The organism is Bartonella sp. MR168JLCBS, from assembly GCF_042194175.1.
Window position 1 is genome coordinate 1 of the sequence record NZ_JBHIMP010000012.1, and the last position, 14,470, is coordinate 14,470.

The 14,470-nt window shown below is 38.9% G+C and carries 3 protein-coding genes and 3 pseudogenes; 3 read left to right on the forward strand and 3 right to left on the reverse strand.

The genetic code is table 11. From position 1 onward, the window contains the following. The 3 genes and pseudogenes from ACFIK8_RS07175 to ACFIK8_RS07185 all read right to left on the reverse strand — a co-directional run. Positions 1–104: pseudogene (locus tag ACFIK8_RS07175) on the reverse strand (phage tail protein); the annotation flags it as partial. Positions 105–134: 30 nt separating this feature from the next. After that, a complete protein-coding gene (locus tag ACFIK8_RS07180) occupies positions 135–428 on the reverse strand; it encodes a hypothetical protein (protein WP_375669075.1) in 294 nt (97 codons plus the stop codon). A gap of 83 nt (positions 429–511) precedes the next feature. Beyond that, positions 512–1,264, reverse strand: a pseudogene (locus ACFIK8_RS07185) (phage tail sheath family protein); the annotation flags it as partial. On the opposite strand from ACFIK8_RS07185, the pseudogene ACFIK8_RS07190 reads away from it, so the two are divergent. The 3 genes and pseudogenes from ACFIK8_RS07190 to ACFIK8_RS07200 all read left to right on the forward strand — a co-directional run. Continuing rightward, a pseudogene (locus ACFIK8_RS07190) lies at positions 1,261–1,456 on the forward strand (transcriptional regulator); the annotation flags it as partial. The pseudogenes ACFIK8_RS07185 and ACFIK8_RS07190 overlap by 4 nt on opposite strands. Positions 1,457–2,299: 843 nt before the next feature. Continuing rightward, entirely contained in the window at positions 2,300–7,522 is a 5,223-nt protein-coding gene (locus tag ACFIK8_RS07195; protein WP_375669076.1) for an autotransporter outer membrane beta-barrel domain-containing protein, read from the forward strand. 2,316 nt (positions 7,523–9,838) lie between these two features. Then, complete coding sequence (locus ACFIK8_RS07200; RefSeq protein WP_404978553.1) at positions 9,839–13,528, forward strand: autotransporter outer membrane beta-barrel domain-containing protein; 3,690 nt, start codon at positions 9,839–9,841, stop codon at positions 13,526–13,528. Positions 13,529–14,470: the final 942 nt, after the last annotated feature.

Below are 14,470 nucleotides of genomic sequence, written 5' to 3' on the forward strand. Positions count from 1 at the left end.
TCCATACAAACCCATGAGGCAGAAAACTCTTCTTCAAAGGATTGGAAATTCAGCCAGTCCACATAAAATTGATGCGGTCCTAACATCATCAAAGGATCTCTCATAGGCTCCCTCCCCTCATTGCCTCCCTCCCCTCATTCTGTCCCGCCATGCAGCGCATTAGCGCGTGCCCGTTGAATGGCGTGGGCAACCGCACGACCAGTGGCCACAGGATCACGGGCGCCATTGACATGCACCGTGACATTTTGATTGTGGGTGATGGGGGAGCGCTCTTTGCCTCTTTGTTCTCTCACAGAGTAATTGGCATGCCCCGCCCCCGCAAATTGTGCAATCGGTTGAATGGCTGTTGTGCCTCCCAAAAAACTTGGTAAATGGAAAAGGTCTGATAAATCAACGCTGCCAATCCATTCTCTGATGCGGCTTGGCAAAGATTTAAAAAATCACTCAACCTTGTGATGGGTACCCATAAAACCATCAACAATCAGGGTAAAACCGCGTACAATGCGTAAAGTCATGCCTCACTCCTTGCTGCTTTGCGATAAGTTTCAAGCGTATCGCCAAAAGTGTGCATCATTTTCTTTTGGATATCTTCAATAAGCCAATCAAATATGCGCTATTGCACCGGCTACCGAAACTTAAATCTCCTAAAGGTGGCACTTCTTCTGCATCAAACTCCACCCGAAACTGTCCTAATTGTAAAATACTGTTGGAATTTAAATCGCGATCAAACCAAACCCGCCCCCCAGCAGTGCACCCCGCGCAATAAGATCATCAAGAAACTGCGTGAGAGAGCGGGTAATAGCAATGACATAGTGAGCAGTCAGATTCTCGTCATTAGCCCAAGGGCTAAAACTGTTAGTGATAGTTTTTTCAACGCTGCACGGGTGCGCACCACATTGACAAAACGCCAGAGTGGATCACTGGAGGTGGTATGATTTCCCCATAAAATACGTCCATTGGCAGCTATTTGTCCCCCAGAATTATTTAAATGCGCATTTTGGCTAAGCCGTGCTGGAATAAAGGTCGCAATATCGGCTTGGTTGAGGCGATTTGCCTCATGATCGATTTCGCCATCAAAATAGCTAATCGGGCGCGCCGTGCCTAAAATGCCATGCACATCTTGGTTGGAGGGAGACCAAAAAACACCGCCCCTTTGCTTATCACGTTTGATAAACATGGCGGCAGCAAAGGGACTTGCCGGTTTAATGCTCCATCCACCATCACTATTTGCCACCCGTACAAAGGGATCAATCAAATAACAAAAATGCAACAATTAAATTTCCCCCTGAAGATATAGCAGAACTCGCGGCGGAGCTTTATAAAAAGTTACAAGAGCTTATTCAAGACATCAACGACAGTGAAGAAATAGAGCTTACCTTGCCTCTTTTTAAAATTGCATTTAAAACATCAAATAGAGGTTAAAAAAACACTCAAGAACGACACAAATCCAACCTAACCATCATTAAAAATGGAAAATGAAGGTGCCTTTCTCCTTACATTAAGATTTTTAATAACAATTTGTTTTTAAAATATCATATCTTTTTTCGCTTTTTGGGCTGATTTGGGAGCGAACTTCACAATTTATAGATTTTTTTCAAAGGGTCTTCAAAGGCGGCTTTCTAGGCTTCCACAGAGTTTTTTTTAATCCTCAAAGCCTTTTCCTATTTTTTCCATTGAATCACAGATTTTTCTCATTTTTAGATGTAAAAATCCATTTTGATAAAATGTGCATTTAATGGTGAAAATTAGTCATAAAAAAATCATAAATTCCCACCCAATCTCACCTATTCCCACTTAAAAAACTCCTGTCAAACGACAAGCTTTCTTTTTTGTATATTCACAGCAGCATAGATACTGCTATTCTTTATTGCTCATTTCCTCTTTTCTGGTTTCTTTTTTAATATCTTCTCCATTATTTTCTTTCTTGTGATAATTCAATAAAGTTTATCTCTAAATAATGCACAATAATAACACTATGATATACAATAAAAAATTACAAATAAATTTTAATATCTTCATATTATTTTATAAATTTTTAATAAATTAGTGATTTAAATATTTTAATTTTTAATATTATAAAATAATTTTTATTTATAATTTAGTTTTATTTTTATTCATAATGAATAATAAAATAGATTTACAGTAAAACATTACGTATTTTATTATAAAATTTATAATTATACTTTACACAAAAATAAAAATAATCTATTTGTCTCAAAGTAGAAAACCATTCATTTGATATCCTTCTTATAAGCGGGGGCGGAATGCGTGGGGCTTATAAGTTAAGGAAAATATCTAAATGTATAAAAAATCTCTGTTACTCTGTACAGCGGCTATGACTGTTACGCTGTTTGGCACCCATTTCAACGCATATGCTGCTAACAATGTTCTTAAAAATGATGCAAAAGGTACAATAACGACTGCCACTTCAGGCAGTTCCTATGATGCAATTGAAGCAACAAATGGTGGCGCAATCAAGGGTGAAAATTTAATAGTAACCTCTCCTGATCCTGAAAAATTCAGCACTGGTGTAGCGTCGAAAGATTCGGGCAGTGAAATTACGTTAACGGGCACAACAACCATTGAAAAAGTTAAGGACGGACTTTCTGCAGAAAAAGGTGGTAAAATCACCAGCGAAAATTTAATAATAAATGGAACCAATATTGGTTTAGTAGCCCAAGATTCTGGTAGCAAGATTGAGTTAACGGGTACAACAACCATTGAAAAAATGACTAACGGGCTTCGGGCAGTAGGCGGTGCAGCAATTACTAGCAACGCTTTAACGATAACCCTTAATGAAGCTGGAGAATCTAATGTTGGTGTGTACGTCCAAGATGCTAATAGCAAGATTGAGTTAAATGGAAAAACAACCATTAAAAACGCCACAAACCATGGTCTTATGGCAGTAAATGGTGCAATCGTTAGTAAAGATTTAACACTAACTGGTGCTGCAACCCAAGGAACAAGTATTGGTATAGGAGCCTACTCACCTAATAGCAAGATTGAGTTAAATGGAAAAACAACCATTGAAAAATTCAAAAATGGCCTTGTAATGAACAATGGAGCAGCAATCAAGATAGATGGCGCTTCCATTACAGCTTCTGAAATTGGTGCTTCTTTCAGCGATAGTAAGAACAACGAAACCACGCTAGAAAATGTGAACATATCGAGCGGTAACGATGGCGCCTTGATGGATAAGGGAATAAATGCCGAAAAAAGCACTGTGACTTTAAACAATGTAACCGTCACTCAAGCAAACACAGGCATATTTGCAAATGATCACTCCACAATAACAGTCTCTGGAGGATCATTCGATGGAAAAACTGATGGGGTATATGCTAAAGAAGGCAGCACCATTAATTTAACCGGCGATGCTAAAATTACATCAACTGATGGTTATGGACTCCATGCAGAAGGCTCAGGGTCTAAGATCACTAAGGAGAAAGAAACCGTAACTGGGAAACAAGCTGCATTATTTGCAGAAAAAGGCGGACAGATTGATGTCACGGACGTTACTTTAACAACAACAGACGGCAGCGGAACTGGTGCAAAAGCCGATGGCGCTGACAGCATGATTACATTAAAAGGCAAAACAACCATTAAAAAAGTTACTAACGGGCTTCAGGCAGTAGGCGGTGCTGCAATTACTAGCAAAGATTTAACGATAACCCTTAATGAAGCTGGAGAATCTAATGTTGGTGTGTCCGTCCAAGACTCTAATAGCAAGATTGAGTTAAAGGGAAAAACAACCATTAAAAACGCCACAAACCATGGTCTTATGGCAGTAAATGGTGCAATCGTTAGTGAAGATTTAACACTCATTGGTTCTGCAACCAAAGGAACAAGTATTGGTATAGGAGCCTACACACCTAATAGCAAGATTGAGTTAAATGGAAAAACAATCATTGAAAAATTCAAAAATGGCCTTGTAATGAACAATGGAGCGGCAATCAAGATAGATGGCGCTTCCATTACAGCTTCTGAAATTGGTGCTTCTTTCAACGGTAGTAAGAACAACGAAACCACGCTAGAAAATGTGAACATATCGAGCGGTAACGATGGCACATTGATGGATAAGGGAATAAGTGCCGAAAAAAGCACTGTGGCTTTAAACAATGTAACCGTCACTCAAGCAAACACAGGCATATTTGCAAATGATCACTCCACAATAACAGTCTCTGGAGGATCATTCGATGGGAAAAATGATGGGGTATATGCTAAAGAAGGCAGCACCATTAATTTAGACGAAAAAGCTGCGGTTACATCATCTGATGGTTCTGGACTTCATGCAGAAGGTTCAGGAGCAAAAATCACGAAGACGGGAGGAACTGTCAGTGGAAAACAAAATGCATTATTTGCAGAAAAAGGTGGACAGATCGATGTCACGGATGTTGCTTTAACAACAACAGATAGCACTGGAACTGGCGCAAAAGCCGATGGCGCTAACAGCGTCATTACATTAAAAGGCACAACAACCATTGAAAAAGTTATAAACGGCCTTGATGTACAAAATGGAGCTACAGCCAAGATGACCGGTGGTTCTATTGCTGCTTCTCAAATAGGTGCTCTTTTCAACGCTAGCGGAAGTGATGAAAATAAAAACACGCTGGAAGATGTAACAATATCGAGCGGTAACGATGGCACATTGATGGATAAGGGAATAAGTGCCGAAAAAAGCACTGTGGCTTTAAACAATGTAACCGTCACTCAAGCAAACACAGGCATATTTGCAAATGATCACTCCACAATAACAGTCTCTGGAGGATCATTCGATGGAAAAACTGATGGGGTATATGCTAAAGAAGGCAGCACCATTACTTTAAACAACAATGTTACAGTCGCATCATCTAATGGTAATGGACTCCGTGCAGATGGTTCAGGATCTAAGATCACAATGGCAGGAGGAAAAGTAACAACAATAGGGGATGCGCTAGTTGCATTATTTGCAGAAAAAGGCGGACAGATTGACGCCACGAATGTTGCTTTAACAACAGATGGCAAAGGAACCGGTGCAGAGGCCTTTGGTCCTGATAGCAGAATTGAATTGCATGGCGATACAACAATTAACAATACTTTGAACGGTCTTGGAGCAGTTGATGGTGGTAAAATTACCAGCGAAAATTTAACAATAATCGGTGGTGAAGCAAGTGATCAAGACCCCGACAAAGACCGCTCTGGTGTATGGACAGCGGACTCTGGGAGTGAAATTACGTTAACGGGCAAAACGATTATTGAAAATGTTGATGAAGGTTTTTATGCAGATGGTGGGAGTAAAATCATTAGCGGAGATTTAACAATGACCGGTGGTGAAAGTAAAAATGAGACCGTTGCTGTAAACGCTGCAGAACCTGATAGTGCAATCGAATTAAATGGTAAAACAACCATTCAAAATTTTGATGAAGGTCTTTTTGCAGGAAATAATAGCACGATTAAGATGATTAATGGTGATACTAAAGCAGCACAGAGTGCCGTAGAAAACAAAATAGAAGTAAAAAAAGTTGCACTAGCCGTAGCATATGGTGGACTTATTGATCTCAAAAATGTTTCTGTAACAGCAGGAATTAGCGGCTTGCAGTTTTTAGGTCTCTCTAAAACCAAACTCAATGAATCGGATGATCCCCAAAAACATCAAAGTAGTGAAATCAATTTAACCAATGCAGATATTCACGTTGAAAATGGTACTGGAATTCTTATTGGAGCTCTCACTGACAACGATATTGAAAATAATGCAGATCTGGCAATCGGTACAGCAAATCTCAAAAATTCAGAAATCCATGCCGATGTTTTACTAGGAAACGGCATTTATTTGAAAGACAAAGGGGTTTGGAACCAAGTGGGTTTAAAAGAGATCTCCAACGGCACTTTTACATTAAGCGCTGATCAGTCTACTCTAGAAGGCAGAGCGAATATTGCTACAGACAGAAATGTACACTTTAATCTGAAAAACAATACAACATGGACGTTGAAGATCAGCAAAAACGAAAAAGATGATGATGGCAATCTGCTTGATATTGCTCAAAGATCTCGTTCTGATATTTCCACGCTTAGTCTCGATAATAGCTCCATTATTTTTAGCGAACCAACAGAAGAGCATTACCAAACATTGCATATAGGTTCTGGTAAACCAGACACAAAAGCAGTCTACAATGCAACGGGTGATACGAAGATTTACTTCAACGCAGAATGGAGTGATGGTGCTGCAATAAATGAGCAAAAAACCGATAGACTTTTGATCAATGGGGATGTCTCTGGCAACACATCAGTTTATGTTACGGGGCGCTTAGAAGAGAACAATGTCGAAGAAAATACCTCTGCTGCTGCCAATATCCGTGGTCTTTCACTCATTCAAGTTTCTGGAAAAGCAGAAGAAAGCTCTTTCAAACTTGTAAATGGCTATACCACAAGAGGTGGTTTACCAGATATGTATACACTACGTGCCTATGGACCAGATTCAAGCCAAGGCAAAGCCAATATTGCGCAAAACCTGTTTGATGAAAAGAATGAAAATTTCTGGGATTTCCGTTTGCAACCCGAACTGCTTGGAAATGGTTCAGATGTGATCGCCCCTGTAGCACAAACAGCAAGCTATTTGGTCATGCCAAATGCTCTCTTCTATAGTGGATTAACAGATATGGCTAAACAAAACGCGCTCTTAGCCAATATCAGAACATCCATCTTAGGAAAAGAAGAGGAAAAACAAACCGGTTTCTTCTTATACACCTATGGAAGCACAGGAACTTTATCTTCTGAACGCGGACCTCTCAAATACGGTTATGGTGCTGATATTCGCTATGCTGCTCTCCAAGCCGGTGTTACATTGGCAGCAATTGAAGGGCAAAATACCACAACACATCTCGGTCTTGTAGGTACCTATGGGCAGCTGTCGTTTACACCAAAGGACATGTCAGATGCAGGGAAGAACACGCTAGATAAATGGTCACTGACAGCCTATGGTAGTATACAACACAACAATGGTTTCTACATTGATGCACTCTTATCCTACGGTATCCTAAAGGGGCATATCGCCAATGCTCTCAGAGGAAATACCGCAAAGTTGAACGATGCCAAAATGTTTAGTATTTCCACCACTATTGGCAAAGAATTTGCAACCAATATGGAAGGTTTAACATTTGAGCCACAAGCACAAGTTGCCTATCAACATTTGATGTTTAACACCATTGAAGATGCTGATAATTTTACTGTTGATATGAACAATCCTTCTCAATGGTTGATCCGTGTTGGTGGACGTTTGACCAAAACCATTTCCACTGAAAACAACCGTCCTATGTCTTTCTATGGAAAAGTAAACTTAATCAAAACCTTTGGTGATGATGGTACCATTCATATTGGTAGAGACTTTGACCTTGATCCTATGGGACCTGCAATTGAAGGCGGCATTGGCATCAATGCACAACTGTCTCACAATTTCTCCCTTCATGGTGATGTAAGCTATCAACAAAAGCTTCAGAAAACTGGTATAAGTGGTGCAAGCTTTTCAGGTGGAATACGCTATCAGTTTTAAGACAAGGCTGTAAAAATAGCCTATCATTCTATTCAATTTAAAAAAAGGCAGCACAATGTGCTGCCTTTTCGCTTTATATAAATCCTAATGACACTAAAACTACCCCCTCCCTTTTTATCAAGAAAAATATAAGGTATTTTTATCCAGAATATATTAAAACCCACAAATAATGAACGCGGAAACTTTTTAATAACAGTGCAATTTTATTGACCAAAGTACTATTCATTTAAAACCTTAACATGAATCTCTTTATTAATTACGTTTTTAAACTTAAGATATGTCTGTTTTACCGCCCTCAATAAGATAAGCGATTATCAGAAACTTTCTCCTCATCTGAAAACTCAAACAATTTTTTGTCTATACAATATTCAAACAAGAAAAAACACAAAAAACTATAAACGATAGGATAGTAAAATATATTTTTGTATTAAGTGAAAATATCTTCAAATAATTATCATAAAATATCTTAATAGTCATAAAGAACTCTCAGTAATTATCAAAAATTATTTTTATTATTTTATCAAGATATAAAAATAATCCCACTACAAACAGAAAATAAATAAACTCATTTAATAAAAAATAAACTATACATAATATACATTTTCATGAAGATTATTTAAAATATTTGACAGAAAAATTAAAATAACTTACCGAGTTAGAGGTAATGTAACAACACTAAGAACAGTAACTCATTTTCTATTCTTCTTATGAGGTCGGTGGGGAAATGAATATTGGGGACTTCAAAGGAGAATACGGATGTATAAAAAATCCCTTTTATCATATACAGCAACAGTCGCGATCATACTCTCTAGTATCTATTCCAATGCACATGCTGAATCTCTTGAAGCTTCAGGAGAAGGACCAGCCGTCACCGGAGAAACCGGTAAGTCCTATGAAATTCTTCATGCAAAAGAAAGTGGCAAAATCACTGGTGAAAATTTAACAGTAACCGGAAATAAGGATACCGGCGAAGGCTCATCCACATCTTCTCCAGGATCATCTTCTCTAGAATCACCCGCTGCTGTAACAGCTGAAGGCGAGAACAGTATGATCACTTTAACGGGGGATAAAACAACCATTAAAGGAACTGATTTTAACATTAACCTTGGTCTTGAAGCAAAAAACAACGGTATAATCAAAATAACCGGTGGAACAGTAAATGCGAAGGAAATGGCATTATTTTCAGGTAACGGCGGACATATTATAGTTGAAAATGTCGTTCTAACAACGGAAGATGACGAAGGATTAGGTGTCGTCGTCGCTAGTGGAGATAAAAGCACGATTGAACTACAAGGAAATACAAAGATTGAAAATGCTGTCGTTGGATTAACTGCAAATAACGATAGCACGATCAAAATGACCGGAGGGTCTATTACAGCTTCTGGAGGGGGGGCTGCTTTCTTAAACAGTAAGGGCGATGCAAACGAACTGAACGGAGTGACGATATCCAGTCATAATGAAGTACCACTGCTATTCGGAATCAGTGCAAACAAAAGCATGGTAACTTTAAAAAATGTAACAGTCACTCAAGCAGAAATAGGCATATTTGCGAATGATTCTAAACTAGAAGTTTTTGGGGGAGAATTTAATGGAAAAAACCAAGGAGTATATGCTCTAAATGGTGGTACCGTTATTTTAAATAAAGGCGAAAAAGATGGTGCTACAATTACATCAACTGATGGAACAGGACTCGTTACAGAAGGTAAAAACTCTACAATCAAGATGACTGGAGGAATAGTAACAGGAAATCAAGCAGTATTATCTGCAACACAAGGCGGACACATCGAGGTCACGGATGTTTCTCTAAAAACAAATAGCAAAGGAGTTGGTGCACAATCTACCGGTCCTAACAGCACGATTGAATTGCACGGAAACACAATAGTTGATGATGCTGTAATCGGACTTTTTGCACAAGACGGCGGTGCAATCAAAATGAGCGGTGGTTCTATTACAGTATCCACAACTGGCAAATCTACAGTTGGTGCGAACTTCTCAAACAATAGTAAAGGAAATAAGCTTGAAAATGTGACAATATCAAAAAAAGAAGGTGATACATCCTCATTATTGGGAATAAGCGCCATCGATAACAGTCAAGTTACGTTAAAAAATGTAACCGTAAAACAAGCAAAAAAAGCTATTTTTGCGAGTAATTCTGAAATAAACGTATTTGGAGGAACATTTGAGACGGAAAATGACACAGTGTATGCTTTAAACGGTGGCAGCATCACTTTAGCTAAAAATGGAAACGATGGTACTACAATTATATCAACTGATGGAAATGGGCTCCATGCAGAAGGTGAAAACTCCATAATAAAAATGACGGATGGAACAGTAACCACGAAGAACTACGCATTATTTGCAGAAGATAAAGCACATATCGAGGTAGAAAATGTTACTCTAAAAACGACAGGGGACAAAGAAGGAGCTGGTGCAATTGCTATTGGTGACGACAGCGTCATTAAATTACATGGAAATACAACTGTTGATAATGCTATAATTGGACTCTTGGCACAAGACAATGGTGCAATTAAAATGACCGGAGGATCCATTACAGCTTCCAAGATTGGTGCTTACTTCGAAAACACTGAGAGCGAAAAGAACAAACTGGAAGGTGTGACGATATCGAGCGGTAAAAACGATGCGCCACTAATCGCTGGAATAGAAGCAGACAAAAACAGTACAGTCGCTTTAAAAGATGTAACCGTTACGCAAGCAACCAGTGCCATAATTGCAAATGATCACTCGACAATAACAGTCTCTGGAGGATCATTTGAAGCAAAAGGTATAACAATAGGTGCCGCAAACGGCAGCACCATTACTTTAACCAACGAAGCGCAAATTACCTCATCTGAAGACTATGGACTCTATGCAGAAGAATCCGGTAGCACCATCACAATGACAAAAGGAAACGTTACGGGGAAAGGTGTGACATTGGCTGCAGAAAATGGCGGACATATTACGGCCACAGATGTTACTCTAAAAACAACAGATGGCGATGGTATCGGTTCAGGTGCTGATGGCTCTAATAGTGTAATTAAGTTGCTTGGAAACACAACGATTAGTGATAGTGCAATTGGTCTTCACGCCCAAAGCAATGGCGCAATCAGTATGAAGGGAGGAAGCATTAAAGCTTCTGTAGCTGGTGCTGTCTTTTCTAAAAGTGAGAGCGAAGAAAACTATCTGGACAACGTGATAATATCAAGTAGTGAAGGCGGTGCGCTGCTAGGCTATGGAATAGAAGCAGAAGAAAAAAGTAAAGTCACTTTAAAAAATGTAACCATCTCTGATGCAATTAATGCCGTAGCTGCATATGACAATTCTACAATTAAAATCTCTGGGGGATCATTTAAGGCGGAAGGTGAAACAATATATGTAGCAGATAGCGGCACCATCAATTTAGACGATGCTGCACAAATTACCTCATCTAATGGTTATGGACTCCATGCAGACGGTTTAAACTCTACCATCACAATGAATGAAGGACACGTCAAAGGGGACCGTACAGCATTGAGTGCGGAAGATGGTGGTCATATTACGGTCACAGGTGTTACTATCACAACAGAAAAGCACCTTAGCGGATTAGGTGCAAGTGTTATCAATTCTAATAGTATGATCGAATTGCATGGAACAAATATTAGAGACACTTCGACTGGACTCCTTGCACGAGACGGCGGCGTAATCAAAATGAATAAAGGAACCATTACAACTTCTACAGGGGGAGCCACCTTTAATAACAGTAAAAGCAACGAAAACAAATTGGAAGATGTGACAATATCGAGCAATGGAAAAGGTAACTCGGTAATATTTACAGGATTAAATTCCCAAGCAAGCAATGTCACTTTAAAAAATGTACACATTACAAAAGCATTCATCGGCGTAATTGCAATGGATCATTCTCAAATCACAATCTCTGGAGGATCATTTGCTGGAAAAAATGTGGGGATACGTGCAGAGAGTGGAAGCACCATTACTATAACCGAAAACGCCCAAATTACATCATCTAATGGTTATGCCCTCCATGCAACCGGCTTAGACTCCAGCATCACAATGATGACAGGAAGTATAACAGGAACAGAGGCAGCATTAGCTGTTGAAAACGGTGGACATATTGATCTGACGGGAATTTCTGCAAAAGCAGAGAAAAACGGCATAAAATTTGAAAATCCTGTGGAAAATACAACCTCAGAAGTTAATTTAACCAACGCAAAGCTTCACGTTGAAAACGGTGTTGGAATTAACGTAGATGAATTAACCGGCACCGTCAATCTTGGCAATAAATCAGAAATCCGTGCTGATGTTTTATTAGTAACCAAAAATTCAACTGAAGAAAATAATTTAACTTTTACACTCAATTCTGATGACTCCATATTAGAGGGTAGAGCAAAAATTATTAACAGCCCTAAAACAATCTTTAATTTGCAAAACAATACACAATGGATTGTAAAAACCAGTACAAATGAAAAAGATGATGATGGCAATCTCCTTGATATTGCTCAAAGATCTCGTTCTGATGTTTCCAAGCTTAACCTCAACAACAGCTCCATTATTTTTGAGAAACCAACAGAAGAGCATTATCACACATTGCACATAGGATCTGGAAAACCAGACAACACAGCAGTCTACAATGCAACGGGAGACGCAAAGATTTACTTCAACATTGCTTGGAGTGATGGCGTAGCAAGTGCCGATCAAAAAACCGATAGGCTTCTCATTCACGGTGATGTCTCAAGCAACACAACAGTTTATATCAAAAGCGATTCAGGGGATAAAAATAGTGTAGTAAATGCTGCTGATCCTTCGAATATCGGTGGACTTTCGCTTATTCAAGTCTCTGGAAAAGCACAGGAAGACTCTTTCAAACTGGCAAATGGCTATACCACAAGAGGTCGTTTACCTTATAAATATACGCTGACTGCTTATGGACCAGACTCAAGCCATGGACAAGCCGATATTGCGCAAAACCTGTTTGATGAAAAGAATGAAAATTTCTGGGATTTCCGCTTACACAAAGAAATTCTTGAAACTGGTTCAGGTTCTGGTGTGGACACTCTTGTACCACAGACAGCAAGCTATATAGTTATGCCAAATGCTCTCTTTCACGCTGGATTAACAGATATAGCTAAGCAAGACGAGTTTTTAGCTAATATGAGAATATCCACCATAGGACAAGAACAAGGGATAAAGAACGCATTCTTCTTATACTCCTATGGAAATACAGCTACCTTATCTTCCAAGCGTGGTCCTCTGGAATATGGTTATGGTGCTGATATTCGCTATGCTGCTCTCCAAGCCGGTGTCACATTGGCAGCAATTGAAGGGCAAAATACCACAACACATCTGGGACTGGGGGGAACCTATGGACGCCTCTCTTTCACTCCAAAAGATATAGAAGATGCAGGGAAGAACACGCTGGATAAATGGGCCATTACAGCCTATGGTAGTATACAGCATAACAATGGTTTCTACATTGATGCACTCTTGTCCTACGGTATCCTAAAAGGGCATATCGCCAATGCTCTCAGAGGAAATACCGCAAAGTTGAACGATGCCAAAATGTTGAGTGTTTCCACCACTGTTGGCAAAGAGTTTGCAACCGGAATGGAAGGTTTAACATTTGAGCCACAAGCACAAATTGCCTATCAACATTTGATGTTTAACACCATTGAAGATGCTGATAATTTCACTGTTGATATGAACAATCCTTCTCAATGGTTGATCCGTGTTGGTGGACGTTTGACCCAAACCATTTCCACTGAAAACAACCGTCCTATGTCTTTCTATGGAAAAGTAAACTTAATCAAAACCTTTGGTGATGATGGTACCATTCATATTGGTAGAGACTTTGACCTTGATCCTATGGGACCTGCAATTGAAGGCGGCATTGGCATCAATGCACAACTGTCTCACAATTTCTCCCTTCATGGTGATGTAAGCTATCAACAAAAGCTTCAGAAAACTGGTATAAGTGGTGCAAGCTTTTCAGGTGGAATACGCTATCAGTTTTAAGGAAAGGCTGTAACAAGAAGCGTATTGCTATTCTGTACATTTTATCAAAAAAGGCAGCACAATATGCTGCCTTTTTTAATCTATATAAGCTACTATTCTTATCCCCTGAAACTTTTTTCTTTTCTCCTCAATGATCTTCTTCTCTCCCATTTACACGAGCCGCGCGGCATATTCATTATCGAATTTGTCTATAAAGCTAAGCAAAGTGTATTTTTAAACAATATAAAGAAAAGAACATTGGAAAAGATAATGATAAAAGAAGCTCTCTCTTCATACCTTTAATCTGTTTCTTCAATCCATTAGCTTAACACCACCTGTAAGGATTCATTTATATTTCCATGTAGCGTTTTTTAGGCAAAGCATTTTGACAATGCTTATCCCTCTCATTCCATACAATATATTGATTTATAAAGATAATTATTTGTTTTACATGTTGAATGAGAGTCCTGAATATCGTAGGATTATCTCATTTCAAACTTGTTTTATGTTGAATCAATTAAAAATTTGCTTGCACGTTACAAGCGGGGCTGGCGTGTGGAGCAAAGTTATATAAGAAAAGCTTAAGAAGCCCTATAATGAACTGTCTGAAGAACCAAGAGCTTGTCACAAACATTGGGAGCTAGCAAAGTGTGTGATGGGCTTGCTCTTTTATTAAGCTTAAAGGTATCAGCTTGCTCCTTCGTAAGCGTAAAGATGATGAGACTCTATGGCTTTAGCGTTATAACATTCATAACCACCGTCGCGAAATAGGCTTTGCTACCCTTAAGGAAAAGTCTCTTTAAAGAACGCCTGTGAATAGCCCCCTCATCTCTTCTTCTTATAGCAGAGAAAATTTGCTGATCGTTTTGGTGAGTGCACAAAATAATACATCTCAACGCTATAGAGCTTTTATAACGATTATCCTTAATAGACAATTTTAAATATCATACTTCATAGTGTTTT

What these genes read in the sequence shown, in the direction of transcription:
- ACFIK8_RS07200 (WP_404978553.1), top strand. Translation starts at nt 9,839, where the DNA reads ATGACGGATGGAACAGTAACCACGAAGAACTACGCATTATTTGCAGAA.
- ACFIK8_RS07195 (WP_375669076.1), top strand. Translation starts at nt 2,300, where the DNA reads ATGTATAAAAAATCTCTGTTACTCTGTACAGCGGCTATGACTGTTACG.